Here is a 26,461-nt window from a genome sequence, read left to right as displayed (position 1 = left end):
GTCCTGCGGGGTCAGAACACCTGGAGCCCGATCCGGCCGAGGATGACGAAGGCGTGCTCGCCGTAGACGAGGAGAACCGCGGTGGCGGCGAGGAGCAGGGCACCGAGGGCGAGGTACCGGACGAGGCGGGCGTTCATGCGGGTTGCCTTTCTGCCAGGGGTTCGGGGCGTGTGGCGCTCCCGACGGTCAGGACGGTGTCGCAGCGGTCGCGGACGGTGTCGTCGTGGGTGGCGATGACGACGGCGCAGCCCTCCTCGCTCATGGCCCGGAGGATGTCGACGACCAGGGTGGTGTTGTCGTGATCGAGAGCCCCGGTCGGTTCGTCGGCCAGCACGAGGGCGGGCTGCTTGACGATGAGGCGGGCCAGGGCGACGCGCTGCTGCTCCCCGCCGCTGAGCCGGTGGACCTGTTCCTTCTCCCGTCCCGCCAGCCCGACCCGCTCCAGGGCCTCGGCGATGGTCGGGGCGTCCTTCCTCGTTCGCCGCGGCTTCAGGGCGACCTCGAGGTTGGCGGCGACGGTCGCGTTCTCGATCAGCGCGTAGTTCTGGAACAGGTAGCCGAGGACGTCCCGCCGGTAGTGCCGCTTGGCGCGCGGGCCGAACCGGGTGATGTCCCGTCCCTCGTGGCGGATCGCCCCGGAGGTCGGTTCGTCCAGGAGCCCGAGGCAGTTGAGCAGCGTCGACTTCCCGGACCCGCTCGGGCCGACCAGCGCGAGCATCTCACGGCCCCTCACGGTGAAGTCGAGGCCGGACCAGAGAACGCGTGAGCCGAAGGACTTGGACAGGCTCTCGATCTCGATCACGTGGGGGCTCCTGCGGAATGGTGGGGGGTCACGACTCGCTTGCTCCTTCTCTGACGATCCGGCGGTGGAAGGCGACGAGGGCCAGGAGCACCGCCGCGACCTCGACGGCGACGAGTCCGCCGGTGACGCCGATGTCGAGCCCGGTGATCTCCACGGGCGGGCGGGGCGGGGGGATGCCGAGCGCCTCGTACTGGTCGAGTTCCCGGTTCCGCTGCCACACCTGGAAGGGCACCCACACGGCGAGGAGGGCGGCCAGGAGGGCTTCGAGTGCCAGGACGGGGCGGTGCGTGGCCGTGAACGTCCAGCCGCTGATGTGCCGGGCGAAGATCGCCTGCGCGTTCTTCCGGGAGTGGACGATGCAGACGCCGACCCCGGTGATGAGCAGTACCGCCACGGCCACGGCCAGGTTGAACGACTGGAGCCGGAACTCCCCGACGAGTTCGCGCAGTTTGAGCGCGGCGTTCTGCCCGACGGGGCTCATGCCGCTCACGTACGTCTCCAGGCGGTGCTTCTCGATCCCGGCCGTGACGTCCTCCGGATCGGGGAAGACGATGCTTCCCTGGGAGGCGTAGGCGGTGTAGCCCTTGTCGCTCAGGAACGCCGAGCCGTTGGGGAAGGCGATGATGACGGGATCGGTGACGAAGGACTCGTCCGCGCCGGGGTTCTCGTCGGCGTGCGACTGCCCCCTGGGGTTGTAGGTGAAGACGTGCTGGCCTTCCCCCGACCGCAGGACGTCCACCCGGTCGGGGTCGATCTTGTCCGGGTCGCTGGGGTTCAGCAGTCCCGGTACCTTCTCGCGGAGCAGGTCGGTGTACCGGCCGAGGCCGGTGGGGATCAGGAGCCTCACCTGGTCGGGGCCCGTGGCGTCCGGGGCGTGGCGTCGTCCGGACGCGTCGAGGACGGGCTGCTCGGCGAGGAAGGTCTCGTTGACGATCAGGATGTCGCCCCGCGGCAGGCCCGCTCGGGGGATCGATCGTCCGAGGTCGCGGTGCCCCGCGACGACGACCTGCCCGTCGCCGTCGGCCCGGCGGAGCCAGCGGCCCACCTTCTCCTCCAGGTCCTGCAGGGCCTTGGGGCTTGCCAGGCTGCCGTTGAGGGCGATCGAGGTGGCCTGGCCGGCCTTCACGTACGCGTCACGGCTCTCCTGCCGGTTCAGCACGTCCTGGCCGGCGAGGACGACGGAGGTGGCGATGCCGAGCGCGAGGAGCAGGGCGGGAACCCGCACCAGGTAGGCGGACAGCGACGCGGCTCTCGCGGGCAGCTCGCCCTTCAGGGCGCGCAGCACGTCGGTCCGGAAAGTCAGCCGGAGCATGGCCGCGTGCGCGGCGAGGGCGATGAGGCCGAGCGCGGCGGCCGTGCCCATGGCGAGCGCGGCGAAGCGGCCGATCCAGGCCAGCCCGTTGTACAGGCCGAGGAGCACCAGTGTCACGACGGACACCGCGGCGAACGCGATCGACCAGAACACCGCCAGTCGCCGCAGGTCCCGCAGCAGGATCCTCCCGAAGGACATCCCCTGGAGCCGCAGCACCCCGTACGCCTTCGCGTTGAGCAGGACGCCGGCCCCGGTCATCGTCACGGCGGCGAGGGCGACGACGAGGAACGAGCGGAGCAGCGCGCCGCCCGAGTGGATCGGGCCCAGCTCGGTGAACGAGTGCGGGTGGTGGACCGCGGCGCGCAGGCCGAGGCCGGTGAACGTCCGGGCCAGCGAGCCGGCGGCCTCGCCGGGGCCGAACACGTAGTAGAAGCCGCGCGGATCGCGGTGTCCGAGCTCGGCGGCGGGGTGCACGTCGGTCCGGTAGCCGCGGTCGAACGCGGGGTAGCCGTCCTCCAGCCACTCGGAGCGCGGGCCGCCGGAAGCGAGGTAGAGGTGCCGGCGGCTGTGCGGCTCCCGGAGGTCGGGGACCTCGCGGGCGACGGTCGCCCGGTGGTCCTGTGCGAATTCCGCCATGACCCGGGCGACCTGCGAACCGCTGGTGGAGCCGTCGGAGTCCGTCACCCAGACGACGGCGGAGTGCCCCAGTACCCAGTCCTCGTCGAGGCTCCTCAGGAACAGGAAGGCGAGGACCGCGGAGAACGCCAGCACGGCGGCGTGAACGAACTTGATACTTCGGTGCAGCATCGAACGCCTAGGTCAGGGCACATGGGAGCGCGATTCGTGGGGTGGGGGGACCGCCCGGGAGAAGAAGACCGCCCGGGAGAAGAGGTGTGCCCTCCTCGCGGGCGGACCGCTCGTCGCCGTGAGGCCGGGCCGCTGGGCGCGGCCCGGGGTCAGCAGGTGGTGCTGTAGTAGCTCTCGTTGCCGCTCAGCTTGACCGGGGCCTGGGTGATGGACCAGGAGCCCTTGGCGGCCTCGTCGCTGTCGATGTACTTGCCGACGGAGGTCGAGCTGTGGCACTTGTCCTTGTGGTAGTAGTCCGACCACACGTTGGCCGTGCCGGCACCGTAGTCCCAGGTGCCGCCGCCCACGCTGACGACGGTGGCCAGGGCCGGGGTGGCACCGGCCACGACGAGGATGCCGGCGGCGGCCGCGAGCTTCAGGCTGCGCTTGAAAGCCATGATGAAACCTTCTTTCGCATGGACATGACCAAGATCAAGAAGGAGCCTTTCACGAAGCGATCACCGATCAAAGGGATTTCCGGCCAAGGGAGGAGGTGGCGTGAAGCCGCAAACATGATCGATACGACCTCCTCCCGGGCGCTCCGCGCGGCAGCCCGCCAGGCCCACCGGGGCTGCGCCGCCCGGTGTCCGGCGGACGCCACCGGAAGGGGGAGGGGCGCGTGCACCGCCATCGGCGGCCCGCACCGCCCCATGGCTCAAAATCGATCATGTCCTCGGCGCGGAGTCGCGGGCGGCGAGTCCGGACAGGCGGTCCGGGACGGCCCGAAGGGGTACACGCACGGGTGCCGGGGGTAAGGCTTACCGTCGGCGGACACACCGGGAGAGGAGCCGGGACATGGGTGAAGAGCGGTTAGCGGGCGACTGGTGGGTGGACGCGCGGTGCACGAACTGCGACGTCGCACGGCAGCTCGCCCCGGACCTGATCGGCGAGGCCGACGGACGGTCGGTCGTCCTCCGCCAGCCACGCGACCAGGCCGAAATCCGGAGCCTCCACGCCGCCGCGTACGCCTGCCACACCCGGTCCGTGCACCCCCCGGACGGACGGCTGGACGCGGCCCTGGACCCCTTCCCGATGGCTCTGGACGACACCGTGCACCTGTGCGGCCACAACTCCCGGCAGACGGCCGGGGCCAACTCCTACCTGCTGTGCCGCCCCGACGGCACCGTGATGATGGTGGACACCCCGCGCTGGAGCACCTCGCTCGCCGCGCGGTACGAGAAACTGGGCCCCGTCACCGACGTCCTGCTCACCCACCGCGACCACGCCGCACACGGCCGCCGGTACGCCGACCGCTTCGGCGCCCGGCTGTGGATCCACGAGGGCGACCTCGACGCCGCCCCGGACGCCGACCGCGTCCTGCGCGGCACCGACCCCGTGGAGATCGCCGACGGGGTGGTGGCCCACCCCCTCCCCGGCCACACCCGCGGCAGCGTGCTCTACCTGGCGGACGGGCGGTACTGCTTCAGCGGCGACAGCTTCTACTGGTCGCGCACCACGGCGGACCTCGAAGTGGTGGAGAGCGTCACCTGGTACTCCATCGAGGAACTGGCCGCCTCCCTGGCGCGCACGGCCGGGCGGCTGCGCTTCGAGTGGGTACTGCCCGGCCACGGCGACCGGCGGCGCCTGCCCGCCGACGAGATGGCCGAGCGGCTGCGGCGGCTGGCGGAGCGCACCCGGCTGCTCCGCCCCCGTCCCATCGACTTCACCGCGGTCCGCTGGTGACCGCCCGGCGCTGCCACCGGTACCGGCGGCTCCGGCGGGCTCGGCGGACTCCGCGGCTCCGGTCCACGTCACGCCCCACGCGTGGCTGAGTGCCTCCACCAGGTACAGCCCGCGCCCGCACGTGTCCTCCGTGTGCGGGCGGCGCAGGCGCGGAATGCCCCGCTGGTCGCCGTCCCAGACGGAGACGACCGCGCCCAGGCGCGTGACGGCAGCCTCCACCGACAGGCGGGGCGCGCCGGTGTGGACGACCACGTTCGTCACCACGTCGCTGACCAGCGTCCGGGCGGTGTCCAGCAGACCGCGGTGCCCTGCGGCCCACAGCCACGCCGCGACCGTCTCGCGGGCCACTCCGGGAGTGGTCGGTATGGCGGGGGCGGCCAGCCGGCAGACGGTCGCGGTCCTGTCCGGGGTGGTCACGGTCATCTGCGTCTCCCAACGTGTTCCGAGGGTCGAGCACCCGCGCCCACCACCGTGGCTCGGTCGGCCACCCCCGCACCGGCACGCGGGCAGGGGAGGCCGACTGCACTGCGGGTTCACCGGTGCTCACGGCATACTCGCCAAGCCGGACGATTTGGTATCTATGTAGCTACCAGAACCCTAGGAACAACGTAGATACTCTTGGGCCGACGTCACTCGTAAGGGGCAGACTTGTGACATGCCACCGAGGACAGTGACGACCGCTCGTCAGCGGCGACTTGGCGCGGAGCTGCGGAAAATGAGGGAAGCCGCGGGCTACAACGCCCGCGAGGCCGCGGCGGTCCTCGGCATAGACCACACGAAGATCAGCCACATGGAGACCGCGCGCTTCGGCGTCAGCGCGGAGCGGGTGCGCACCCTCGCCAGCGCCTACAAATGCGATGACGAGGCGTATGTCGAGGCCCTCGCCGCCATGGCCACGGATCGGACCAAGGGCTGGTGGGAGGAGTACCGGGGAATCCTTCCCTCCGGGTACCTGGACGTGACCGAGCTGGAGGACAAGGCCACCTACCTGCGCTCGTTCCAGGTCGCACACATCCCCGGCCTCGCCCAGACAGAGGACTACGCGCGGGCCGTGTTCAGCTTCGGCCTCCGCCCTTCCCTCTACAAGAAGGAAATCGAGGCGAGGACCGCACATCGCACCCAGCGCATCAGAATCCTGGAGAGGGACAATCCGCCTGACGTCACCGCTCTCGTCCACGAAGCCGCGCTGCGCATGCGCTTCGGCGGCCGGGACGTGACCCGAGCGCAGCTCAAGCACTTGCTGGAGCTGTCCGAACATCCGCACTTCACCGTGCGTGTAGTGCCGTTCGACGCCGACGGGTTCGCGGGCTCCGGGTCAGCCGTACTGTATGCGGGCGGCGCGGTTCAGCAACTCGACACGGTCCACCTCGACTCCACGCACGGCCCCATCTTCCTTTACGCCGAAGCGCAGTTGAAGTCGTACAGGAGTCTCCTCTCCTCGATGGAGAAGCGCTCGTTGAGCGTCAGGAAGTCGCGGGACACCATCCACGAGATCATGCGGCAGTTGTGAAAGGTTGAGAATGTCACGAGGCGATTGGCAAAAGTCCTCCTTCTGCGGTCAGGGCGGCGGGAACAACTGCATCGAGGTCCGCTCCGATGCCGGGGCGGTCATGGTCCGGGAGAGCGAGCGGCCCGAGCAGGTCCTCACCGTCGCCCCCGACGCGCTCCGGGCGCTGATCCGCGGCGCCAAGGCGGGCGAGTTCGACCACCTCACACGCTGACCGGAGGAGAGCGAGGCTCCCACATGTCCGCACCCGTCGAGTGGCACAAAACGTCCTGCGGAGGAGAAGGCGGGAACAACTGCATCGAGATCGCCCGGGACGGCGACCGCGTCCTCATGCGTGAGAGCAGCAGGCCCGACGAGATCGTCGTCACCACGCCCGCCAAGCTGGAGGCATTCCTCCTGGGCGTCAAGGCGGGCGAGTTCGACCACTTCGCCGAATGACCGCCCGGAAGCCGCGGGCGAGGCCCTCCGCGCGCCGGGAACGCACGCCGGCCTGCCGCGGGCGCGGTGATCGTGGTGGGATGGCAGCGTGAGCCGCGCCGCCGAAGAGACCAACCGCCTCATGCTCCGCGCCCGGGACGCGATGGACCGCGCCTACGCGCAGCCGCTCGACGTCCCGGCCCTGGCCCGGATCGCCCACGTGTCGCAGGCGCACTTCACGCGCACCTTCCGCGCCACCTTCGGCGAGACGCCGCACCGCTACCTCCAGCGCCGCCGCGTCGAGCGGGCGATGTTCCTGCTGCGGGAGACCGACCGCAGCGTGACGGACATCTGCTTCGAGGTCGGCTTCGGCAGCCCGGGGACCTTCAGCCGCACGTTCCGCGACATCGTCGGCCGGTCGCCGAGGGAGTACCGCAGGGAAGCGGCGGCCATGGGCGTCCCGACGTGCTTCACGATGGCGTGGACGCGGCCGAGCGCCTGACCGTCCGCGCTCCCGGGCACCGGCCCCGCACCGGCCGCCGGTCGAGCAGTTTTGGATAAGTTTCCGCCCGGCCCGCTCAGTAGCGTGGGGAACATGTTCAACGCCATCACGCACTCCGCGATCTACGTCCTCGACCAGGACGAGGCCCTCGACTTCTACGTCGGCAAGCTCGGCCTGGAGGTCGCCGCCGACGTCGACCTGGGCCTCATGCGCTGGCTGACCGTCAGCGTCCCCGGCCACCCGGAGCGGCAGATCCTGCTGGAGAAGCCCGGCCCCCCGGCGATGTCCGAGGAGACCGCGGAGCAGGTCCGCGAGCTGGTGACCAAGGGCGCGATGGGCGGCTGGGTCATCCTCACCACGGACGACTGCCGCAAGACGTACGAGACGCTGCTGGCCAAGGGCGTGGAGTTCACCGAGGAGCCCACCGAGCGCCCGTACGGCATCGACTGCGGCCTCCGCGACCCCTTCGGCAACCGCATCCGCTTCACCCAGCCCAAGACCTCCTGAAGCACCGCACGACGGCCCCCGCGCGACGGTCCCGACCGCCCGCGCGGGGGCCGTCGCGCGTCCGGGCCGGGGCGCACGCGGTCGGCACGGTGCCGACGGCCCCGCGCTCCCACCGCCCGCCGGTCCGGTGTCCGTGGAGGTCCTCCCCCGTCTTGACCTCAAGTCCGGTTGAGCATGTTGGGTGTTCGGCAGCGGCGACCACCGTCGCCCCGGACGGTGCCCGGTACCGAGAGGAACTGCCATGACGAACGAAATCCTTGTGGTCGGAGCCATTTCGCCGGAGACCCGGGCGGCGGTGACCGAGGTGGTGAAGAGGCTGGAGAAGGCGTTCAACGCCAAGGACCCCGTCGCGCTGAGCGAGTGCTTCGCCCGGGAGGCCTCCTGGACCAACGCCATGGGCACGCGCCTGGACGGTCGCGAGGCGATCGCCGAGTTCAGCGCCCCGGCGATGAAGGGCTTCCTGCGCGACTCCCACGCGCGGTACGACATCGTCAAGCTGCTGGAGATCACCCCCGACGTGATCGCCGTGAATGTGTCGCAGACTCCCACCGACCGCTCGGGGGAGCCGGTCGAGGGCACCCGGGGGGCGACGCTCCACGTGATCGCCAGGGGAGCGGACGGCTGGAGGATCGCGGCCGGCCAGAACACCGCGATCGACCCCCCGTCGGCCTGACGTCGCCCGCCCCGGCCGGTCCCGCGGTCCCGGGGCCACGGGACCGCGTTCCTTTCGGGACACCGTCTCCGGGGACGGGACGGGGTCCCCGCCCGCCGGCGGTTTCCGGGGGCCGTCGCGCGTCCGGGCCGGGGCGCGGACGCGGTGCTCACGCCTCGGTCGTGCCCTCCGCGTCCCCCGCGTCCCCGAGCGCGCACCGGATGAGGGTGTCGGCGGCGGCGCGGGCGTGGGCCGCGGTACCGGGATCCCCCGATATGGCGGCCGTGGTCTGGGCGCCCTCGGCGAGGAGGACGAGCTGGGGGGCGAGGTGGTCGGGGCCGCCGGCCTCGCGGACCAGCTCGGCGACGTGCCTCCGGAAGGACGCCTTCTGCTCGCGGACGGCCTCGGCGACCCTATCGCTGCCGCCGCCCAGCTCGCCGAACACGTTGATGAAGGCGCAGCCGCGGAAGTCGTCCTCGCGGAACCAGCCGGCCAGGAAGTCGAAGACGGCCAGCAGCCGCTCGCGGGGCGTGCCGGCGCCGGCGAGGGCGCCCGCGATGCCGGCGTTCCACCGCTCGGTCCGGTGCCGCAGCACGGCGAGGACGAGGTCGTCCTTGGAGGGGAACAGGCCGTAGATGCGCTTCAGCGAGACGCCGGACTCGGTGCGGACGGCGTCCATGCCGACGGCCTGGACCCCGCGTGTGTAGAACAGCCGGTCGGCGGTGGACACCACCCGTTCGCGCGCCGTCGCCTCGTCCATCACGGAAACCCCCCTTGCATGGAGAACCATCGTTCTCTACTGTAGTCGACACAGCCGGAGAACGACCGTTCTCCGCATCGGAGGGAGTGCTCCCATGGGCTACGTCACCGTCGGCACCGAGAACAGCACCGCCATCGACCTCTACTACGAGGACCAGGGCTCCGGCCGGCCGGTCGTCCTCATCCACGGCTACCCCCTCGACGGGCACAGCTGGGAGCTCCAGACCCGCGAACTGCTCGCCGCCGGCCACCGCGTCATCACCTACGACCGCCGCGGCTTCGGCCGGTCCGCCAAGGCCGGCACCGGTTACGACTACGACACCTTCGCCGCCGATCTGAACACCCTCCTGGAGACGCTGGACCTGCGCGACGTCATCCTCGTCGGGTTCTCCATGGGCACCGGCGAACTCGCCCGCTACGTGAGGACCTACGGACACGAGCGGATCGCCAAGCTGGCGTTCCTCGCCTCACTGGAGCCGTTCCTGGTGGCGACCGACGACAACCCCACCGGAGTGCCGCGGTCGGTGTTCGACGGCATCGCCGACGCCGCGCGGAAGGACCGCTACGCCTGGTTCACCCAGTTCTTCAAGGACTTCTACAACCTGGACGAGAACCTCGGCAGCAGGATCAGCCAGGAGGTCGTCACCGCCAACTGGAACACCGCCACCGCCTCCGCCCCCGTCGCCGCCCACGCGGTGGTGTCCGCCTGGATCGAGGACTTCCGCGAGGACGTGGCCGCCGTCCGCGCCGCCGGCAAGCCGTCGCTGATCCTCCACGGCACGAAGGACGGCATCCTTCCGGTCGACTCCACCGGACGTCCCTTCCACAAGGCGTTCCCGGAGGCCGAGTACGTCGAGATCGAGGGCGCCCCGCACGGCCTGCTGTGGACGCACGCCGCCGAGGTCAACGAGGCGCTGCTGGCCTTCGTCGGCAGGTGACCCGGACGGGCGGGGGGCCCTCCCTCGCCCGCCCCGGCCGCCGGTCGCGGGACCGGCGGCCGGGGCGCAGGAGTACGCCCGCGCCACCGGCTTGTGGGACGACGGACCGGACTCGCCGAAGTGCCCCCCGGAGCTCGAAGCCCTTTGAGGCTCTGAGGAGTGAGAGCCGCTGAAATCGGGGATCTGATCTTCGAAACCTTCACAGGGAAGGTCAATGAAACAATTGAATCCGCCGGCCGGCGATCCCATCGATCACGCCCGTTGAGCGGAGGCCCTGGAGTGAAGTTCCTTCTCGAAGTCGACATGGACGGCATGGCGTCCGGTGAGGACGCCGCCCGCGAACTGGGCCGGATCCTGCGGTACTGGGGCGGCAACCTCCACCACTACGACCTGAAGCCCGGCGACGGCTCGGCCGTCACCGACTCCGCCCACCGCGAGATCGGCCGATGGAGCATCACCGCGGACGTCGCGTCCTGAGCGGGTGACGGGCGCCGTCCCGGAGGAAAAGCCGTGGCGATCTCACCCCGGCCTCCGGGACGGTTGGGGGATGAGCACTCCACGAGGAAGAACGGACGTGTCCACCGCCCCCGGGGACTCCCCGCACGGAAGCGGGCCGCCTCCGGGGGACGGGCACGCGCCGGTCGAGGCGCCCGTGGCGGGGCGGATCCTCCCGCCGACCGACACGGCGCTGGTGCGGCGGCTGGTCGCCGCGCAGTTCCCCCGGTGGGCCGGACTGCCCGTCCGTCCGGTCGAGTTCGGCGGCTGGGACAACCGGACCTTCCACCTCGGCGACGAGATGACCGTGCGGATGCCCAGCGGCGACTGGTACGCCGGACAGGTCGCCAAGGAGCAGCGCTGGCTGCCGGTGCTCGCGCCGAGGCTGCCGCTGCCCGTCCCCACCCCGCTGGCCCAGGGGGAGCCCGCCTTCGGCTACCCCTACCAGTGGTCCGTCTACCGGTGGATCGAGGGCGAGACCGCGGCCGTCGGACGCGTCGGCGACCTGACGGAGTTCGCCGTGACGCTCGCCGGCTTCCTGGCCGCCCTGCGGCGGTGCGACCCGGCGGACGGTCCCGGGCCGGGGCCGCACAGCTGCTACCGCGGCGCACCGGTGGCGACCTACGACGCCGAGACCCGCCGCGCGATCGGGGCGCTGGGCGACCGGATCCCCGGCGCCCTGGCCGCGGAGATCTGGGAGACGGCCCTGGCCGCCGCCTGGGACGGCCCGCCGGTGTGGTTCCACGGCGACGTTTCCGTGGGGAACCTGCTGATCAGGGACGGGAAGCTGGCCGCCGTCATCGACTTCGGGTGCTCGGGCGTCGGTGATCCGGCCTGCGATGTGACGATCGCGTGGACGTTCCTGTCGGGCGAGAGCCGGGAGGCGTTCCGGGAGACGCTGGGCGTCGACCCCGCCACCTGGGCCCGCGGGCGCGGCTGGACGCTGTGGAAGGCGCTGATCATGCTCGAGGAGCACATCGGCACCGGCTCGCCGCAGGAGGCGGAGGCACGCCGCGTCCTGGACGCCGTCTTCCGGGAGTACGGGAAGCCGGCCTGAGCGGGCAGCGTCCGTGCCCAGCACCGGCACACGACCGGACGGCGGCGGGTCAGCGGCCGTCCCCCACCAGCCGGCGGCGTGCCGGGCACGGCACCGTGCGGGGCGCTGTGCGCGGTCCACACGGTGCCGTGCCACCGGCTCCGCGCGGGCCGTCCGGGCCGGGTCCGCGGCCGGGTCGGCGGCCGGGAAGGGCCGGGACGGGCTCAGCCGGGGACGCGGGCGGTGTCGAGGCCGGAGAGGATCGCCGCCACCGTCTCCTCGGGGATCTGGCCGGAGTTGTCCAGCCACAGGCCGATGCGCGGGGTCTCCTCGCGCAGGAAGCGGTCGAGCTGCTCCACGGTCCACAGGCCGTAGCCCCGCTTCTCCCGCAGCTCCTCCCGCTCCGCCACCGTCCCGGGGTCCGGGGCGAGCACGACCAGGTACAGCGGACGCGTGCGGACCATCGCGACGTACTCGGGCAGCTCCTTGCCGAGGATGACGTCCTGGACGACGGCGGTCCAGCCCGCCTCCGCGTAGAGGTCGGCCACCGTGGCGGAGATCCTGTGGCGCAGGCGGAGCTGGGCGACGGCCTCGGGGGTCTCCTCGGGCCGGGGCAGCGTCTCCTCCCTGCCGGAGACGATCATCCGGCGGAACATGTCGCCCCGCACGTGCACCGTGCGCGGCAGGTGTTCGGCGAGTTCCTGGGCGACGGTGGACTTCCCCGAGGCCATCACCCCGGTGATGACCACCACGGCGGGCCCCAGGGCCAGGTCCAGGGACGATCCCATGGCTGTGCACCTCCTGCCGGGAGCCGCCTCGTCGGCCGGCGGCACCCTGCTGCCAGGGTGGCACGGGAGGCGGGCCGGACACAGCGGCGGCGTACGGGACGGCATCCGGTGTCCCTGCACCGGCGGAAGCTGGGCATACGGGATCCGACAGGACTTTCGAATCCGTCGGGATCTTTCGGGGAAGGCGCCATGGACACCGGCCACGACCGCGCAGGGGAGATCGGCGAGGACCGCAAGCAGCGGCTGCGCAGACGGCTGGAGCGGCTGATCGGGATCGCGGCGACCGAGGGCAACGCCCTGCTCCCGCTCCGCAACGGCGACGAGATCTTCCCGGCGATGCTGGAGAGCATCCGGTCCGCCGAGCACACCGTGGACATGATGACGTTCGTCTACTGGCGCGGCGCGATCGCCCGCGAGTTCGCCGAGGCGCTGGCGGACCGCGCCCGCGCGGGCGTCCGGGTGCGGCTGCTGCTGGACGGCTTCGGCTCCCGGCTGATCGAGACCGACCTGCTGGAGGCGATGGACCGGGCCGGGGTGCAGGTGGCCTGGTTCCGCAGGCCGCTGTGGCTCTCCCCGCTGAAGCAGAACCACCGCTGCCACCGCAAGGTGCTGGTGGTGGACGAGGAGACCGCCTACACCGGCGGAGTGGGGATAGCCGAGGAGTGGTGCGGCGACGCCCGCGACGCGACCGAGTGGCGCGACACCCACGTGAGGGTGCGGGGCCCGGCCGTGGACGGCATCGCCGCCGCGTTCGCCCAGAACTGGGCCGAGTGCGCGGACGTCCTGTTCGACGAGCGGGACCGCTTCACCGGGCACGAACCGGCCGGCGACGCGGTGGTGCAGGTGGTGCGCGGTTCGGCCAGTTTCGGCTGGCAGGACATGCAGACGCTGCTGCGGGTGGTGCTGGAGAGCGCGCAGGAGCGGGTGCGGCTGGCCACCGCGTACTTCGCGCCCGACCCGTACTTCGTCGAGCTGCTGTGCGCCACCGCGCGGCGCGGGGTGGAGGTGGAGATCCTCGTGCCGGGGAAGCACACCGACCAGCGGGTGTGCCGGCTGGCCGGGCAGAACCACTACGAGGCCCTGACCGCGTGCGGGGTGCGGATCTGGGAGTACCAGCCGACGATGATGCACGCCAAGATCGTGACCGTGGACGGCGTCGCCTCGCTGGTGGGCTCCACCAACCTCAACCGGCGCTCCCTGGAGCACGACGAGGAGGTCATGCTCGTCGTGCTGGACGAGGACTTCACCGCGACCCTGGACGGGCACTACGACGAGGACACCGGGCGCAGCGTCCGCATCGAGGGCCGCCGGTGGAGCAGGCGCCCGCTGTCCCAGCGGGCGCGGGAGCTGGCGGTCGTGCCGATCCGCCGCTTCCTGTGAGAGGCGCCGGAGAAGCACCCCGGAACGCGTCCGGGCCCGGAACCGCGGCGCGGTTCCGGGCCCGGCGGGCTCGCGGGGCTCGCGGTGGCTACTTGGCCTGCGGCGGCTGGCGCAGCGAGATGTGCAGCTCCTTCAGGCGGGCCTCGTCGACCTCGCTCGGGGCGCCCATCAGCAGGTCCTGGGCGTTGCCGTTGAGCGGGAAGGCGATGGTCTCGCGGATGTTGGGCTCGTCCGCCAGCAGCATCACGATGCGGTCCACGCCCGGGGCGATGCCGCCGTGCGGCGGGGCGCCGTAGTGGAAGGCGCGGAGCATGCCGCCGAACTCCCGCTCGACCTCCTCGCGGCTGTACCCGGCGATCTCGAACGCCTTGAACATGATCTCCGGCTCGTGGTTCCGGATCGCGCCCGAGGACAGCTCGACGCCGTTGCAGACGATGTCGTACTGCCAGGCCAGGACGTCCAGCGGGTCCTTGGTCTCCAGCGCCTCCAGGCCGCCCTGCGGCATGGAGAACGGGTTGTGGGAGAACTCGATCGCGCCGGTGTCCTCGTTCCGCTCGAACATCGGGAAGTCGACGATCCAGCAGAAGCGGAAGACGTTCTCCTCGAAGTGGCCGGTGCGGCGGGCGGCCTCGACGCGGACCGCGCCCATGATCTTGGAGACCTCGTCGAACTCGCCCGCGCCGAAGAAGACCGCCGTGCCCGGCTTGGCGTCCAGCCGGTCCAGCAGCGCGGCGACGTTCTCCTCGGTGAGGAACTTGGCGATCGGGCCGGTCAGCTTCCCCTCGTCGCCGACGCGGACCCAGGCCAGGCCCTTCGCGCCGAGCTCGACGGCGAACTCGCCCATCTGGTCGAAGAACTTGCGCGGCTGGTCGGCGGTGTCGGGCACGGCCAGGGCGCGGACGTGCTTGTCGGCGAACGCCTTGAACCCCGAGCCGGCGAAGACGTCCGAGACGTCGACCAGCTCCAGCTTGGCCCGCAGGTCCGGCTTGTCGCTGCCGTACTTCAGCATCGCCTCGCGGAACGGGATGCGCGGGAAGGGCGAGGTGACGTGGCGGCCGCCGCCGAACTCCTCGAACAGCTCGGTCATCACCTTCTCGATGACGCCGAAGACGTCCTCCTGCTCGACGAAGCTCATCTCGACGTCGAGCTGGTAGAACTCGCCCGGCGAACGGTCGGCGCGGGCGTCCTCGTCGCGGAAGCAGGGCGCGATCTGGAAGTAGCGGTCGAAGCCCGCGATCATCAGGAGCTGCTTGAACTGCTGCGGGGCCTGCGGCAGCGCGTAGAACTTGCCCGGGTGCAGCCGGGAGGGCACCAGGAAGTCGCGGGCGCCCTCGGGGGAGGTGGCCGACAGGATCGGGGTGGCCAGCTCGTTGAAGCCGAGCGCGGTCATCTTCTGGCGGATGGCGGCGATGACCGCCGAGCGCAGCATGATGTTGCGGTGCATGCGCTCCTTGCGCAGGTCGAGGAAGCGGTACTCCAGGCGCCGCTCCTCGTTGACGCCGTCCTCGGTGTTGACGGTGAAGGGCAGCGGGTCGGCGCCGCCCAGCACCTCCACCTCGGCGACCTCGACCTCGATCTCGCCGGTGGCCAGCTCGGGGTTGACGTTCTCCTCGCCGCGGGCGACGACCTGCCCGTCCACGCGGACGACGGACTCCTTGGAGATCGAGCTCAGGGCCTCGTACGGCGCGGTGTCCGGGCGGACGACGAGCTGGACGATGCCGTAGTGGTCCCTCAGATCGATGAAGAGGATGCCGCCCAGGTTCCGCCGATTGTGCAGCCAGCCGGAGAGGCGGACATCCTTGCCGATGTCCGCGGCACGGAGCTCGCCGCAGGTGTGGGACCGGTACCGATGCATCATTCGTCCAAGTCGTCAGGTTGTCGGGTCGTTGTGGCGGCCGGCTGCCGCCGGCGGGTGCGCCCCGGAGGGGCCCGGCGCGCGGGCCGGGGTGCGCGGACACGCACGCCTCAGACTACCGCCCGGCCCTTCTCCGCCGGGTGCCCACCGCGATATCCACATAAAGTGGAAAAGTGCGCATCGAGGACATGCTGGCGGCCACCCGGACCGGCCTGTGGCATTGGGACAACGACACGGGCCTGAGCACCCTGGACGCCACGGCCGCCCGGCTGCTGGGACTGCCGCCCGAGCCGGTCACCCTCCGTGAGGACGACCTGCGCGCCCGCTTCCACCCCATCGACTACGCCGAGCTGCACAACGTCTCCGCCCTGGTGGTCGCCGAGGGCACCATCGCCCAGGCGCTGATGCGGGTGGTGACGGAGGACGGCTCCATCCTGCGGTACGTGCGCATCCGGATGGCCCCCGCCGACCAGTCCGTGGAGCCGGTGCCCGATCTGAGGGGCCTGGTGATCTACGGCCTGATCGCCGAGGTCCCCAGGCCCTACCGGCGGCCCGGGCGGCCACCGGAGGACGAGGAGGACGTCCCGCCGCCGGAGGAGGAGGACCTCCCGCCGAACGGCACCCGGGCCGGGGCCGCCCCCCTGGGCGGCCTGGAGGCCGGGGGGACGCCCGCCGTGCGGTCCCCCGGCACGCAGGCCCCGGCCGGCGAGGACCTGCGCCGGTCCCGCGAGTCGTTCCTGATGGAGGCGGGGATGGCGCTCGCCGCGGCCCAGACCACGACGGAGGTGCTGCGGGTCGCCGGCGAGCTGTCGATGCCCGGCTTCTCACCCTCCGACCTGGCCGTCTTCGGCGTGAAGGGCGACCGGCTGGTCCCCATCGGGGCCTACGGCCCGCACTCCGGGACGGAGCGGATGTTCCAGGAGATCCCGCTGGACAGCGAGTACCCGGGCGCCGCGGTGGTCCGTACGGGCCGGGCCGTGTACCTGCCGTCCCCCGACGAGTACCGCCGCCGGTTCCCCGCCGTCTGGTCCGTCATCGAGACCTACGGCAACCGCGCCTGGGCGTACCTGCCGCTGATGGTGGGGGGACGGACCATCGGCTCCTGGCTGGTCGCCTTCCAGGGCCCGGTCGCCTTCACCCCGGACGAGCGGTACGTCCTGACGACGGTGGCGCGGATGCTCGCGCAGGCGCTGTCGCGGGTGTACGTCCAGGAGTCCAAGCGGGAGCTGGCGGACAGCCTCCAGCGCACCATGCGCGCCGGCCGCCGCCCGGCCGTCCCGGGCATGGCGCTGGCCAGCCGGTACATGCCGGTCGGCGGCGGCCTCCAGGTGGGCGGCGACTGGTACGACGTGATCGTGCTGCCGTCCGGGCGCGCGGCACTGGTCATCGGCGACGTGCAGGGGCACGACGTGCGGGCCGCGGGGATCATGACGCAGCTGCGGATCGCGCTGCGGGCGTACGCCTCGGAGGGGCACCGGCCCGACGCGGTGCTCTCCCGGGCGAGCCGCTTCCTGGCGGAGCTGCTGGAGGACGACGAGGCGTACCTGCCCCGGGACGAGAACGAGGAGGTCCACGACGACCACCGCTTCGCCACCTGCCTGTACGTGGAGGTCGACCCGGCCACGGGCGCGCTCGACATCGCGCGGGCGGGCCACCCCGACCCCCTGGTCCGGATGCCCGACGGCACGGTGCTCACCCCCTCCGTGACGCCCGGGCCGCCGCTGGGCGTCGAGGCGGACACGGACTACCCGGTCACCGGTCTGGTGCTGGAGCGGGGGCAGACGCTGCTGATGTGCACCGACGGGCTGGTCGAGGCGGGCGGCCTGGACTACGAGACCGGCTGGGAGCGGCTGCGGAAGGCGCTGGCGTCCCACTCCGAGGGTTCGCTGGAGGCGCTCGCCGACGAGCTGATCCGCACCATGCACGGCCCGCCGAAGCGCCATATGACCGGCACCGGGGCGGGGACCATGAGGCGGCTCGGCGGACGCGAGGACGACATCGCGCTGCTGCTGCTGAGCCGCGACGTCACCCCCGCCCCGCCCCGCTGGCGCGCGCCCAGCCGCCGCATCGTGATGCGCGTCGGGCAGGACGAGCCGGCCCGGGTGGCCGACGCCCGGCACCAGCTGCGCGAGCTGCTGTACGACTGGGCGGTCGACGACCAGGTGGAGGGCGCGGTCCTGCTGCTGTCGGAGGTGCTGACCAACGCCCTGGTCCACACGGAGGGGGACGCCACCGTGGTGGCCGAGCTGACCGGTGAGCACGGCTCGCGCCGGCTGCGCGTGGACGTCGCCGACCGCAGCGACGAGCCGCCCCACCGCCGCAGCCCCGGTGAGCTGGCCTCCCGCGGCCGCGGCCTGCTGCTGATGGAGATGGTGGCGCACGCGTGGGGGGTGGAGCCCAGGGGCGAGGGCAAGAGCATCTGGTTCGAGATCCGCGAGGACGCGGCCCCGCCCATGGACTTCTGACCCCGTTCACCCCGGGGCCCGGCCCTCAGGCGCGGGCGGTCCTCACAGGTGGCCGGCCGGGACGCGGCCCAGACGGCCCGCCTTGAAGTCCTCGAAGGCCTGGACCAGTTCCGCGTGGCTGTTCATCACGAACGGCCCGTAGTGCGCCATCGGCTCCCGGATGGGACGGCCGCCCAGCAGGATGACCTCCAGCCGCGGGGTGTGGGAGTCCTGGGAGCGGTCGGCGCCCAGGGTCACCGAGCCCCCCGCGCCGAAGACCACGGCCTGGCCCAGCTCGATCGGGCGGCGCTCGGCGCCGGCCGTGCCGCGGCCGGCCAGGACGTAGGCGAGGCCGTTGAAGTCCTCGCGCCAGGGGAGCGTGACCTCGGCGCCGGGGCCGACCGTGGCGTGGATCATGGTGATCGGGGTGTGGGTGACGCCCGGCCCGGAGTGGCCCGCCAGGTCGCCGGCGATCAGCCGCAGCAGCGCGCCGCCGTCGGCGGAGCTGAGGAGCCGCACCCGTCCGCCGCCGATGTCCTGGTAGCGCGGGCTGGTCATCTTGTGCTTGGCCGGCAGGTTCACCCAGAGCTGCACGCCGTGGAAGAGGCCGCCGCTGACGACCAGTTCCTCCGGCGGGGTCTCGATGTGGAGCAGTCCGGAACCCGCTGTCATCCACTGGGTGTCGCCGTCGTTGATCACGCCGCCGCCGCCCGCGGAGTCCCGGTGGACGAAGCTGCCGTCGATCAGGTAGGTGACGGTCTCGAAGCCCCGGTGCGGGTGCCAGGGCGTCCCCTTGGGTTCGCCGGCCTCGTATTCCACCTCGCCCATCTGGTCCATCATGATGAACGGGTCGAGGTGCCGGTAGTCGATGCCGGCGAAGGCGCGGCGCACGGGGAAGCCCTCGCCCTCGAAGCCGCTGGGGGCGGTGGTCACCGCGAGCACGGGCCGGGGCCTGGTCCCCTCGCCGGGCGCGGGGACGCGTGGCAGCGCGAGCGGGTTCTCGACGGTGATCGCGGGCATGGCGGGCCTCCTCGGCAGGGCGCGGAAGTCCATAGTAGTTAAACGTTCAACGTTTCACCAGGGCGCATCCCGCGGGCGGACGCCGGAGCGCGCCCCGGCGCACCCCGGCCGCACCGGCTCAGCCGTACATCCGGCGCATCGCGAAGTCGACCATCTCCTCCACCGCCTTGGCGTCGAAGACGATCCGGTGCTCCCCCTCCATGTCCAGGACGAAGCCGTAGCCGGAGGGCAGCAGGTCGAGCACCTCCGCACCGGTGATCACGAAGTACTTCGAGTCCTTGCCCGCGTACGCCCGCAGCTCCTTGAGGGTGGTGAACATCGGGATCACCGGCTGCTGGGTGTTGTGGAGGGCCAGGAAGCCGGGGGTGTCCCCGCGCGGGCAGTACACCTTCGAGGTGGCGAAGACCGCCTGGAAGTCCTCGGCGGACATCGTGCCCGTGGTGAAGGCCCGTACGGCCTCGGCGAGGGACGGCGGCGACGGCTCCGGGTAGAGCGGCGGCTGCTGCTGGCCGTAGGCGGGCGGCGGCTGCTGGGAGGCGTAGTGCTGCTGTCCGGCGTGCGCGCCGTGCCCCGGGTGGCCGGTGTGACCGCCGTGACCGGCGTGCCGGCCCGCGTTTCCGGTCTGGTCGTAGCCGTACATGGGCGCAAGAGTATCGATTCCGGGCCCTCCCCACCCAGGGCGGGAGCGGCTTCCGGCCGGAACCCGGGCGGCGGCCGGCCCGCTCGGTCCGCCTCGGAGGAGTTCGGTCACAGTCGGGCGGATCGGGGTTGATTCTTATTACCGACGGGTAGCATGATGACAGCTACTTACCGGTACGCGTATGTGAGGACCCCTCCTCCCTATCCACTACGGAGCCGTCGCCATGGGGCACTACAAGTCGAATCTCCGCGACATCGAGTTCAACCTCTTCGAGGTCCTCGGCCGCGACACGGTGTACGGCACCGGCCCGTTCGCGGAGATGGACGTCGAAACCGCCAAGAGCGTCCTGTCCGAGATCGCGCGGCTGGCCGAGAACGAGCTCGCCGCATCCTTCGAGGACGCCGACCGCAACCCGCCGGTGTTCGACCCGGAGACCAACACCGCGCCGGTCCCGGCGTCCTTCAAGAAGAGCTACCAGGCGTACATGGACGCCGAGTGGTGGCGGCTGGGCATCCCGGAGGAGATCGGCGGCACCACCGTCCCGCGCTCCCTGCTGTGGGCCTTCGCCGAGACGATCCTCGGCTCCAACCCGGCCGTGTGGATGTACGCGTCCGGCCCCGCCTTCGCGGGCGTCCTCCACGAGGAGGGCACCGAGGAGCAGAAGAAGATAGCCAAGCTCATGGCGGACAGGCAGTGGGGCTCCACCATGGTCCTCACCGAGCCCGACGCGGGCTCCGACGTGGGCGCGGGCCGCACCAAGGCCGTCAAGCAGGAGGACGGCACCTGGCACATCGAGGGCGTCAAGCGCTTCATCACCTCGGGCGAGCACGACATGTCCGAGAACATCATCCACTTCGTCCTCGCCCGTCCCGAGGGCCACGGCCCGGGCACCAAGGGCCTGTCCCTGTTCATCGTCCCCAAGTACGACTTCGACTGGGAGACCGGTGAGCTCGGCGAGCGCAACGGCGTCTACGCCACCAACGTCGAGCACAAGATGGGCCTGCGCGTCTCCAACACCTGCGAGATGACCTTCGGCGCCAACCACCCGGCCAAGGGCTGGCTGCTGGGCGAGAAGCACGACGGCATCCGCCAGATGTTCAAGATCATCGAGTTCGCGCGGATGATGGTCGGCACGAAGGCCATCGCCACCCTGTCCACCGGCTACCTCAACGCGCTGGAGTACGCCAAGGAGCGCGTCCAGGGCGCCGACCTGGCCCAGTTCACGGACAAGACCGCCCCCCGCGTCACCATCACCCACCACCCCGACGTGCGCCGCTCGCTGATGACGCAGAAGGCGTACGCCGAGGGCATGCGCTCCCTGGTGCTCTACACCGCCGCCGTCCAGGACGAGGTCCTGGCGAAGGAGGCCGCCGGTGAGGACGCCTCCGCCGCCAAGCGCCTGAACGACCTGCTGCTGCCGATCGTCAAGGGCTACGGCTCCGAGAAGTCCTACGAGCAGCTCGCGCAGTCCCTGCAGACCCTGGGCGGCTCCGGCTACCTCCAGGAGTACCCGATCGAGCAGTACATCCGGGACTCCAAGATCGACACCCTCTACGAGGGCACCACCGCCATCCAGGGCCAGGACTTCTTCTTCCGGAAGATCGTCCGCGACCAGGGCCAGGCCCTGACCGCGATGTCCGAGGAGATCAAGAAGTTCCTCGCCGAGGCCGCCGGCGGCGAGGAGCTCGCCGAGGCCCGCGACCAGCTCGCCAAGGCCGCCGGGGACCTGGAGGCCATCGTCGGCACCATGCTGACCCAGCTGGCCGCCACCGAGAAGGACGTCAAGTCCATCTACAAGGTCGGCCTGAACACCACCCGCCTGCTGATGGCCGCCGGTGACGTCGTCGTCGGCTACCTGCTCCTCAAGGGCGCCGCCGTCGCCGCCGACAAGCTGCCGGCCGCCTCCGCCAAGGACAAGCCGTTCTACCAGGGCAAGATCGCGGCGGCGAAGTTCTTCGCGGCCAACGTCCTGCCGGGCCTGGCCGTCCAGCGGCAGATCGCCGAGGCCACCGACCTGTCGGTGATGGAGCTGCCCGAAGAGGCGTTCTGACGCCCCTCCGAGACGTCCCCGAAGGGGTTCCGGCAGCGCTCCGGGCCCCGGGGGGCGCCGGGCGGCGCAGCGCCCGGAGGTCCGCCCGCCGTCACCGGCGGGCGGACCTCCGCCGCAAGGGGTCCCGTTCCCGTGGTCAGGGGGGAACGGGGCCCCTCGCCGTCTGCCCCGTTCGTATGCTGGACCCATGAGCAACTCCAGCCGTTTCGACCGCGGACACACCGACGACCTGGTGTCCTTCATCCAGGCCTCCCCCACCCCGTACCACGCGGTGGCGAGCGCCGCCGAGCGGCTGGAGAAGGCCGGCTTCCGCCGGGTGGCGGAGACCGACGCCTGGGACGGGAGCGCGGGCGGCAAGTACGTGCTGCGCGGCGGCGCGATCATCGCCTGGTACGTCCCCGCCGACGCCGGACCCGCCACCCCCTTCCGGATCGTCGGCGCCCACACCGACTCCCCGAACCTGCGCGTCAAGCCCGTCCCCGACACCGGATCGGCCGGCTGGCGGCAGGTCGCCGTCGAGATCTACGGCGGCACCCTGCTCAACACCTGGCTCGACCGCGACCTCGGCCTGGCCGGACGGCTCACCCTGCGCGACGGCTCCACCCGCCTGGTGAACGTCGACCGGCCGCTGCTGCGCGTGCCCCAGCTCGCCATCCACCTGGACCGGCAGGCCAACGAGGGGCTGAAGCTCGACCGGCAGCGCCACATGACGCCCCTGTGGGGCCTGGGCGAGACCCACGAGGGCGACCTGATCGGCTTCCTCGCCGACGAGGCGGGGCTGCGGGCCGGGGACGTCGCCGGCTGGGACCTGATGGTCCACAGCGTCGAACCGCCCGCCTACCTCGGCCGCGACCGCGAACTGCTCGCCGCGCCGCGCCTGGACAACCTGCTCTCCGTCCACGCCGCCACGGCCGCGCTGGCCGCCGTCGCCGAACAGGACGGGGAGCGGGGCGGACTGCCGTACGTCCCGGTGCTGGCCGCCTTCGACCACGAGGAGAACGGCAGCCAGTCCGACACCGGCGCCGAGGGGCCGCTGCTGGGCACCGTGCTGGAGCGTTCCGTCTTCGCGCGCGGCGGCACCTACGAGGACCGCGCGCGGGCGTACGCGGGCACCGTCTGCCTGTCCTCGGACACCGGCCACGCCGTCCACCCCAACTACCCCGAGCGCCACGACCCGGGCCACCACCCGATGCCCAACGGCGGCCCCATCCTGAAGGTGAACGTCAACCAGCGCTACGCCACCGACGGCACCGGGCGCGCGGTCTTCGCCGCGGCCTGCGAGCGGGCCGGGGTGCCGTGGCAGTCGTTCGTCTCCAACAACGCCGTGCCCTGCGGCACGACGATCGGCCCGATCACCGCCGCCCGGCACGGCATCACCACCGTGGACATCGGCGTGGCGATCCTGTCGATGCACTCCGCGCGGGAGCTGTGCGGCGCCGACGACCCCCACCTGCTGGCGAACACCCTGGTCGCCTTCCTGGAGGGCTGAGGAACCCGCCTCCACCGGCCTCCTGACGGGGAGTCCGGTCCACCGCGTCCCGGGACGCCCCGAATGTCCGCGCCGTCCCGGGGTACCCGGCTGGTTGACAGGCCCTCAACCAGCCGGACGGAGGCGGTTATCCATGGGCATGGCACTGACCATCGTGCTGATCGCGGTGGGCGCGATCCTGGCCTTCGCGGTGGACTGGGACATCTCCGGGGTCAACCTCGACCTGGTCGGCCTCATCCTGATGGCGGTCGGCTTCATCGGGCTGGCGTCGTACGTCAGCATCTTCAAGCGCCGCCGCGTGCAGGCGCCGAGCCCGGCGGCCCCCGTGATCGAGGAGACCCACCGCCACGAGTGGCGCGCCTGACGCGCCGTGAGCTCCCCCCTCGCGGGTGGGATGTCGAACACACAGCGGCCCGGTCGCCGAGAGGGCGACCGGGCCGCGACACCGTCCACCCGCCGGGCACGTGCGCACCGGCGGTCCCGGGGAGCCGGGGGACGCGCACACCGGTACGGCCCCGGACCGGCGGGGGCGGGGACCGTCTCCGGACGCTCCCCGGCCCCCGCCGGCGTCACTCCGCCCGGTCCGTCTCCCGCTCCTCCCCGTCGTCCATCCCCGCCAGGACCAGCGGCAGCCGGGAGACCCCGCCGGGGGTGACGCGCACCGGGACGCCCCAGTCCTGCTGGTGGACGTGGCAGGCCGGGTACTCGATGTCCGGGGCGTCGTCACAGGACGCGGCCATCGCCGAGACGTGGAGCACCCCCTCGGCGACACCGTCGGAGAGCGTCAGCTCCCGGACCAGGTCGGTGCCCTGGCCCGCGCCGTCCGCCAGCAGCTCCGGCGGGGTGGAGCTGACCAGCAGGCGGGTCGAGGGACCGTAGCGCTCGTCGAGCTTCTGCCCGGGCGGGGCCTGGAAGACCACGTCCAGCCTCAGCCTCCCCGGCGCCACCTCGGTCGCCTCGCGCCGCGTGCGGTGGGCCACCGACTCGACCCGGACGGCCTCCTCCGGCAGCCGCAGCCGGGTCAGCCGGTGGCGGGCGGACTCCACGACCAGGATGTCGTCGCCGGCGACGACCGCGTCGGACGGCTCGCGCAGGTCCGTGGCGAGCGTGGTGACCTCGCCGGCGGCCGGGTCGTAGCGGCGCAGCGCGTGGTTGTAGGTGTCGCACACCGCCACCGAGCCGTCGGGCAGGACGGTGACGCCCAGCGGGTGCTGGAACAGCGCCTGGCCGGCGTCCCCGTCGCGGTGGCCGAAGTCGAACAGCCCGGTGCCGACGGCCGTGCGGACGGCGAAGCCCGTCCCGTCGCCGTCCCCGTCGCGCTCGACCCACCGCAGGGCCGAGGTCTCGGAGTCGGCGACCCACAGCCTCTCGCCGTCCGCCGCCAGCCCGGACGGCTGCGCGAACCACGCCTGGTCCGCCGGGCCGTCCACCAGGCCCTCGTTGGTGGTGCCCGCCGCCACGGCCACGGTCCCCGCGGCCGGGTCGTACGTCCACAGCTGGTGGATGCCGGCCATGGCGATCCACAGCCGGTCCGCCCACCAGGCCACGTCCCACGGCGAGGAGAGGTCCACCTCGCGCGCCGGGCCGGAGGCGGGCGAGCCCTGCCACCACTGGGCGCCGGTGCCGGCGAGGGTGGTCACCTCTCCGGTGTCCGGGTCGTAGCGGCGCAGCGCGTGGTTGACGGTGTCGGCGACGGCCACGCCGCCGTCGGGCAGCAGCGCCAGTCCCTGCGGCTCGCTGAACCGGGCCTTCTCCGCCGGCCCGTCCGCCAGGCCCCGTTCCCCGTCGCCGATGCGCCGCACCACCGTCTCGCCGTCCGGCTCCAGCTCCACGAGCTGGTGCCGGGTGGTGTCGCTGACCAGCAGGTTCCCGGAGGGCAGGGTGATCGCCTTGCCGGGGAAGCGCAGGTCGGTCGGCTCCGGCTCCGGCGGGACGTAGGGGCCGTCGCCGCGCCGCAGGGTGCCCTTGGCGGCGTGCTCGGCCTCCAGCTCCTCCACCAGCCTGGCGATGGCGTGGACGTGTCCCTCGCCCGCGTGCTGGGCGACGACGTACCCCTCGGGGTCGATCACGACGAGCGTGGGCCAGGCCCGCACCGCGTACTGCTTCCAGGTGGCCAGCTCCGGATCGTCCAGGACGGGGTGGTGCACCTCGTAGCGCTCGACGGCGTCGACGACGGCCGCGTGGTCGGCCTCGTGGACGAACTTCGGCGAGTGGACGCCGATCACCACCACCGTGTCGCGGTGCGCCTCCTCCAGCTCCCGCAGTTCGTCGATGACGTGCAGGCAGTTGATGCAGCAGAAGGTCCAGAAGTCCAGGATCACGATGCGGCCCCGGAGGTCCGCCAGGGACAGGTCCTTGCCGCCGGTGTTGAGCCAGCCGCCTGCCCCGACCAGCTCGGGAGCCCGCACACGTACGCGTTTCGCCATCCGTCCATCGTGCCACCGCGCCCGGCGGCGGCTGCGGGCGCGGTGGTCGAAGCGCCGGCGGCGGAGCCGCCGACCCGTGGAGGAACGGCCTCCGGGCGGCCCCCGCCCACGGCGGACGGGGGCCGCCGCCTCCCACGAGGCGGCGGCCCCCGAGCCCGCTCCTGCTCCGGACAGGCCCGCTCCGGAGACGGGCCCAGGACGGGCGGTCCGGATCACGCCTGGTCCCGAGCCCCGGTCCGGACGGCAGGTCCTAGCCGTCGACCTCGTACCGGCCGACCTCGAGGAAGTGACGCAGCACTTCCGGGGTGCCGTCGTCCAGGGCCGCGTTCGCCGCCTCGCGCAGGGCGTCGCTGATGGTGCGGTCGGCCAGGAGCCTGGCGATGGCGACCCTGTCATCCTCGGCCTGGGCGAGGCGGTAGCCGGTCTCGAGCCAGGCGCGTATCTCCTCCGCGGTGCCGTTGTCGAGGAGCTCGTTGACCTCCTTGATCACACGCCTGCCGCTGTCGGGATCGGCCAGGAGCCTGGCGATGGCGACCCTGTCGTCCTCGGCCTGGGCGAGCGGGTAGCCGGTCTCGAGCCAGGCGCGCATCTCCTCCGCGGTGCCGTTGTCGAGGAGCTCGTTGACCTCCTCGGTCACACGCCTGCCGCTGTCGGGATCGGCCAGGATGCGGAGGATCTCGATGCGCAGGTCGTGCACGTCCATCCCGTCATAGGGAGAGCCCGTCTCCGATGCCGCGGGGGCGGCCGGCGGCTGCGCGGTGTCGGCGAAGGACGGGGTGGAGAACAGCAGGGTCGGGACGAGGGCTCCGACGGCCACGGCGAGGGTCGCGCGAGTCGTTCTCATGGAATCAACCACCTTGTGTCGTAGTCGCGATGTGCAGCGAATGCATCCTTTCAGGGGAGACCGACACCG

Annotated in this window: 26 protein-coding genes; 15 read left to right on the top strand and 11 right to left on the bottom strand. The window is 72.1% G+C overall.

What is annotated here, in order from left to right; translation table 11 throughout:
- Positions 1-11: 11 nt before the first annotated feature.
- The 4 genes from ABD358_RS01920 to ABD358_RS01905 form a co-directional block, all read right to left on the bottom strand.
- Positions 12-137, bottom strand: coding sequence for a hypothetical protein (locus ABD358_RS01920; RefSeq protein ID WP_344628994.1), 126 nt, complete (start codon positions 135-137; stop codon positions 12-14).
- Positions 134-802, bottom strand: coding sequence for an ABC transporter ATP-binding protein (locus ABD358_RS01915; RefSeq protein WP_344628993.1), 669 nt, complete (start codon positions 800-802; stop codon positions 134-136). Before ABD358_RS01915 ends, ABD358_RS01920 begins: the two co-directional genes overlap by 4 nt.
- Before the next feature lie 28 nt (positions 803-830).
- Complete coding sequence (locus tag ABD358_RS01910) at positions 831-2,921, bottom strand: hypothetical protein (protein ID WP_344628992.1); 2,091 nt, start codon at positions 2,919-2,921, stop codon at positions 831-833.
- Positions 2,922-3,070: 149 nt separating this feature from the next.
- On the bottom strand, positions 3,071-3,358 hold the full coding sequence (locus ABD358_RS01905) for a lactococcin 972 family bacteriocin (protein WP_344628991.1): 288 nt from the start codon (positions 3,356-3,358) through the stop codon (positions 3,071-3,073).
- A gap of 397 nt (positions 3,359-3,755) precedes the next feature.
- Between ABD358_RS01905 and ABD358_RS01900 the strand changes: the two genes are divergently transcribed.
- The 7 genes from ABD358_RS01900 to ABD358_RS01870 all read left to right on the top strand — a co-directional run bounded on the left by ABD358_RS01900 (position 3,756) and on the right by ABD358_RS01870 (position 8,249).
- Positions 3,756-4,643: an MBL fold metallo-hydrolase gene (locus ABD358_RS01900; RefSeq protein ID WP_344628990.1), complete on the top strand. Its 888-nt coding sequence runs from the start codon at positions 3,756-3,758 to the stop codon at positions 4,641-4,643.
- A gap of 655 nt (positions 4,644-5,298) precedes the next feature.
- Positions 5,299-6,153 carry a helix-turn-helix domain-containing protein gene (locus ABD358_RS01895; RefSeq protein ID WP_344628989.1) on the top strand — a complete coding sequence of 285 codons (855 nt, stop codon included), beginning with the start codon at positions 5,299-5,301 and terminating at the stop codon, positions 6,151-6,153.
- Between the two features lie 10 nt (positions 6,154-6,163).
- Positions 6,164-6,364 carry a DUF397 domain-containing protein gene (locus tag ABD358_RS01890; protein ID WP_344628988.1) on the top strand — a complete coding sequence of 67 codons (201 nt, stop codon included), beginning with the start codon at positions 6,164-6,166 and terminating at the stop codon, positions 6,362-6,364.
- Positions 6,365-6,387: 23 nt separating this feature from the next.
- Complete coding sequence (locus ABD358_RS01885; RefSeq protein WP_344628987.1) at positions 6,388-6,588, top strand: DUF397 domain-containing protein; 201 nt, start codon at positions 6,388-6,390, stop codon at positions 6,586-6,588.
- A gap of 88 nt (positions 6,589-6,676) precedes the next feature.
- Entirely contained in the window at positions 6,677-7,069 is a 393-nt protein-coding gene (locus ABD358_RS01880; protein WP_344628986.1) for a helix-turn-helix domain-containing protein, read from the top strand.
- 93 nt (positions 7,070-7,162) lie between these two features.
- Positions 7,163-7,576 carry a VOC family protein gene (locus ABD358_RS01875; RefSeq protein ID WP_344628985.1) on the top strand — a complete coding sequence of 138 codons (414 nt, stop codon included), beginning with the start codon at positions 7,163-7,165 and terminating at the stop codon, positions 7,574-7,576.
- Positions 7,577-7,817: 241 nt separating this feature from the next.
- The gene (locus tag ABD358_RS01870) at positions 7,818-8,249 is read left to right on the top strand and encodes an SgcJ/EcaC family oxidoreductase (RefSeq protein WP_344628984.1); all 432 of its coding nucleotides are present in this window, start codon (positions 7,818-7,820) and stop codon (positions 8,247-8,249) included.
- Positions 8,250-8,397: 148 nt separating this feature from the next.
- On the opposite strand, the gene ABD358_RS01865 is transcribed toward ABD358_RS01870, so the two are convergent.
- On the bottom strand, positions 8,398-8,988 hold the full coding sequence (locus ABD358_RS01865) for a TetR/AcrR family transcriptional regulator (protein WP_344628983.1): 591 nt from the start codon (positions 8,986-8,988) through the stop codon (positions 8,398-8,400).
- 94 nt (positions 8,989-9,082) lie between these two features.
- On the opposite strand from ABD358_RS01865, the gene ABD358_RS01860 reads away from it, so the two are divergent.
- From ABD358_RS01860 to ABD358_RS01850, 3 genes are all read left to right on the top strand, one after another.
- The gene (locus tag ABD358_RS01860; protein WP_344628982.1) at positions 9,083-9,925 is read left to right on the top strand and encodes an alpha/beta fold hydrolase; all 843 of its coding nucleotides are present in this window, start codon (positions 9,083-9,085) and stop codon (positions 9,923-9,925) included.
- 279 nt (positions 9,926-10,204) lie between these two features.
- On the top strand, positions 10,205-10,402 hold the full coding sequence (locus tag ABD358_RS01855; RefSeq protein WP_344628981.1) for a hypothetical protein: 198 nt from the start codon (positions 10,205-10,207) through the stop codon (positions 10,400-10,402).
- 97 nt (positions 10,403-10,499) lie between these two features.
- Positions 10,500-11,477 (top strand): aminoglycoside phosphotransferase family protein, encoded by a 978-nt coding sequence (locus tag ABD358_RS01850; RefSeq protein WP_425576214.1) that lies wholly within the window; start codon positions 10,500-10,502, stop codon positions 11,475-11,477.
- A 203-nt stretch (positions 11,478-11,680) separates the two neighbouring features.
- On the opposite strand, the gene ABD358_RS01845 is transcribed toward ABD358_RS01850, so the two are convergent.
- Positions 11,681-12,244 carry a P-loop nucleotide/nucleoside kinase family protein gene (locus tag ABD358_RS01845; protein WP_344628980.1) on the bottom strand — a complete coding sequence of 188 codons (564 nt, stop codon included), beginning with the start codon at positions 12,242-12,244 and terminating at the stop codon, positions 11,681-11,683.
- Positions 12,245-12,433: 189 nt separating this feature from the next.
- Here ABD358_RS01845 and ABD358_RS01840 point away from each other — a divergent pair, with 189 nt between their 5' ends.
- Complete coding sequence (locus ABD358_RS01840; protein WP_344628979.1) at positions 12,434-13,624, top strand: phospholipase D-like domain-containing protein; 1,191 nt, start codon at positions 12,434-12,436, stop codon at positions 13,622-13,624.
- 88 nt (positions 13,625-13,712) lie between these two features.
- On the opposite strand, the gene aspS is transcribed toward ABD358_RS01840, so the two are convergent.
- A complete protein-coding gene (aspS, locus tag ABD358_RS01835) occupies positions 13,713-15,479 on the bottom strand; it encodes an aspartate--tRNA ligase (protein ID WP_344629059.1) in 1,767 nt (588 codons plus the stop codon).
- A gap of 188 nt (positions 15,480-15,667) precedes the next feature.
- On the opposite strand from aspS, the gene ABD358_RS01830 reads away from it, so the two are divergent.
- Positions 15,668-17,944 (top strand): SpoIIE family protein phosphatase, encoded by a 2,277-nt coding sequence (locus ABD358_RS01830; RefSeq protein WP_425576221.1) that lies wholly within the window; start codon positions 15,668-15,670, stop codon positions 17,942-17,944.
- Positions 17,945-17,986: 42 nt separating this feature from the next.
- On the opposite strand, the gene ABD358_RS01825 is transcribed toward ABD358_RS01830, so the two are convergent.
- The gene (locus ABD358_RS01825) at positions 17,987-18,943 is read right to left on the bottom strand and encodes a pirin family protein (RefSeq protein WP_344628977.1); all 957 of its coding nucleotides are present in this window, start codon (positions 18,941-18,943) and stop codon (positions 17,987-17,989) included.
- 118 nt (positions 18,944-19,061) lie between these two features.
- Positions 19,062-19,583 (bottom strand): SseB family protein, encoded by a 522-nt coding sequence (locus tag ABD358_RS01820; protein ID WP_344628976.1) that lies wholly within the window; start codon positions 19,581-19,583, stop codon positions 19,062-19,064.
- Between the two features lie 223 nt (positions 19,584-19,806).
- Here ABD358_RS01820 and ABD358_RS01815 point away from each other — a divergent pair, with 223 nt between their 5' ends.
- The 3 genes from ABD358_RS01815 to ABD358_RS01805 all read left to right on the top strand — a co-directional run bounded on the left by ABD358_RS01815 (position 19,807) and on the right by ABD358_RS01805 (position 23,486).
- Positions 19,807-21,633 carry an acyl-CoA dehydrogenase gene (locus tag ABD358_RS01815; protein ID WP_344628975.1) on the top strand — a complete coding sequence of 609 codons (1,827 nt, stop codon included), beginning with the start codon at positions 19,807-19,809 and terminating at the stop codon, positions 21,631-21,633.
- Positions 21,634-21,820: 187 nt separating this feature from the next.
- On the top strand, positions 21,821-23,122 hold the full coding sequence (locus tag ABD358_RS01810) for a M18 family aminopeptidase (RefSeq protein ID WP_344628974.1): 1,302 nt from the start codon (positions 21,821-21,823) through the stop codon (positions 23,120-23,122).
- Positions 23,123-23,255: 133 nt separating this feature from the next.
- On the top strand, positions 23,256-23,486 hold the full coding sequence (locus ABD358_RS01805; RefSeq protein ID WP_344628973.1) for a DUF6458 family protein: 231 nt from the start codon (positions 23,256-23,258) through the stop codon (positions 23,484-23,486).
- Positions 23,487-23,691: 205 nt separating this feature from the next.
- On the opposite strand, the gene ABD358_RS01800 is transcribed toward ABD358_RS01805, so the two are convergent.
- Both ABD358_RS01800 and ABD358_RS01795 read right to left on the bottom strand, forming a co-directional pair.
- Complete coding sequence (locus ABD358_RS01800) at positions 23,692-25,548, bottom strand: NHL domain-containing thioredoxin family protein (protein ID WP_344628972.1); 1,857 nt, start codon at positions 25,546-25,548, stop codon at positions 23,692-23,694.
- A gap of 250 nt (positions 25,549-25,798) precedes the next feature.
- Positions 25,799-26,392: an ALF repeat-containing protein gene (locus tag ABD358_RS01795; protein WP_344628971.1), complete on the bottom strand. Its 594-nt coding sequence runs from the start codon at positions 26,390-26,392 to the stop codon at positions 25,799-25,801.
- Between the last annotated feature and the right edge of the window lie 69 nt (positions 26,393-26,461).

Origin of the sequence: Streptomyces glaucosporus (assembly GCF_039533345.1) — a bacterium.
In the GTDB taxonomy this organism is placed as follows: domain Bacteria; phylum Actinomycetota; class Actinomycetes; order Streptomycetales; family Streptomycetaceae; genus Streptomyces; species Streptomyces glaucosporus.
This window is presented reverse-complemented; position numbering and strand designations above follow the sequence as displayed.

Coding starts and splice junctions, on each gene's coding strand:
- ABD358_RS01920 (WP_344628994.1), bottom strand. CDS start 137: ATGAACGCCCGCCTCGTCCGGTACCTCGCCCTCGGTGCCCTGCTCCTC.
- ABD358_RS01910 (WP_344628992.1), bottom strand. CDS start 2,921: ATGCTGCACCGAAGTATCAAGTTCGTTCACGCCGCCGTGCTGGCGTTC.
- ABD358_RS01905 (WP_344628991.1), bottom strand. CDS start 3,358: ATGGCTTTCAAGCGCAGCCTGAAGCTCGCGGCCGCCGCCGGCATCCTC.
- ABD358_RS01900 (WP_344628990.1), top strand. CDS start 3,756: ATGGGTGAAGAGCGGTTAGCGGGCGACTGGTGGGTGGACGCGCGGTGC.
- ABD358_RS01895 (WP_344628989.1), top strand. CDS start 5,299: ATGCCACCGAGGACAGTGACGACCGCTCGTCAGCGGCGACTTGGCGCG.
- ABD358_RS01890 (WP_344628988.1), top strand. CDS start 6,164: ATGTCACGAGGCGATTGGCAAAAGTCCTCCTTCTGCGGTCAGGGCGGC.
- ABD358_RS01885 (WP_344628987.1), top strand. CDS start 6,388: ATGTCCGCACCCGTCGAGTGGCACAAAACGTCCTGCGGAGGAGAAGGC.
- ABD358_RS01875 (WP_344628985.1), top strand. CDS start 7,163: ATGTTCAACGCCATCACGCACTCCGCGATCTACGTCCTCGACCAGGAC.
- ABD358_RS01870 (WP_344628984.1), top strand. CDS start 7,818: ATGACGAACGAAATCCTTGTGGTCGGAGCCATTTCGCCGGAGACCCGG.
- ABD358_RS01865 (WP_344628983.1), bottom strand. CDS start 8,988: ATGGACGAGGCGACGGCGCGCGAACGGGTGGTGTCCACCGCCGACCGG.
- ABD358_RS01860 (WP_344628982.1), top strand. CDS start 9,083: ATGGGCTACGTCACCGTCGGCACCGAGAACAGCACCGCCATCGACCTC.
- ABD358_RS01845 (WP_344628980.1), bottom strand. CDS start 12,244: ATGGGATCGTCCCTGGACCTGGCCCTGGGGCCCGCCGTGGTGGTCATC.
- ABD358_RS01840 (WP_344628979.1), top strand. CDS start 12,434: ATGGACACCGGCCACGACCGCGCAGGGGAGATCGGCGAGGACCGCAAG.
- aspS (WP_344629059.1), bottom strand. CDS start 15,479: ATGCATCGGTACCGGTCCCACACCTGCGGCGAGCTCCGTGCCGCGGAC.
- ABD358_RS01830 (WP_425576221.1), top strand. CDS start 15,668: ATGCTGGCGGCCACCCGGACCGGCCTGTGGCATTGGGACAACGACACG.
- ABD358_RS01825 (WP_344628977.1), bottom strand. CDS start 18,943: ATGCCCGCGATCACCGTCGAGAACCCGCTCGCGCTGCCACGCGTCCCC.
- ABD358_RS01820 (WP_344628976.1), bottom strand. CDS start 19,583: ATGTACGGCTACGACCAGACCGGAAACGCGGGCCGGCACGCCGGTCAC.
- ABD358_RS01815 (WP_344628975.1), top strand. CDS start 19,807: ATGGGGCACTACAAGTCGAATCTCCGCGACATCGAGTTCAACCTCTTC.
- ABD358_RS01810 (WP_344628974.1), top strand. CDS start 21,821: ATGAGCAACTCCAGCCGTTTCGACCGCGGACACACCGACGACCTGGTG.
- ABD358_RS01805 (WP_344628973.1), top strand. CDS start 23,256: ATGGGCATGGCACTGACCATCGTGCTGATCGCGGTGGGCGCGATCCTG.
- ABD358_RS01800 (WP_344628972.1), bottom strand. CDS start 25,548: ATGGCGAAACGCGTACGTGTGCGGGCTCCCGAGCTGGTCGGGGCAGGC.
- ABD358_RS01795 (WP_344628971.1), bottom strand. CDS start 26,392: ATGAGAACGACTCGCGCGACCCTCGCCGTGGCCGTCGGAGCCCTCGTC.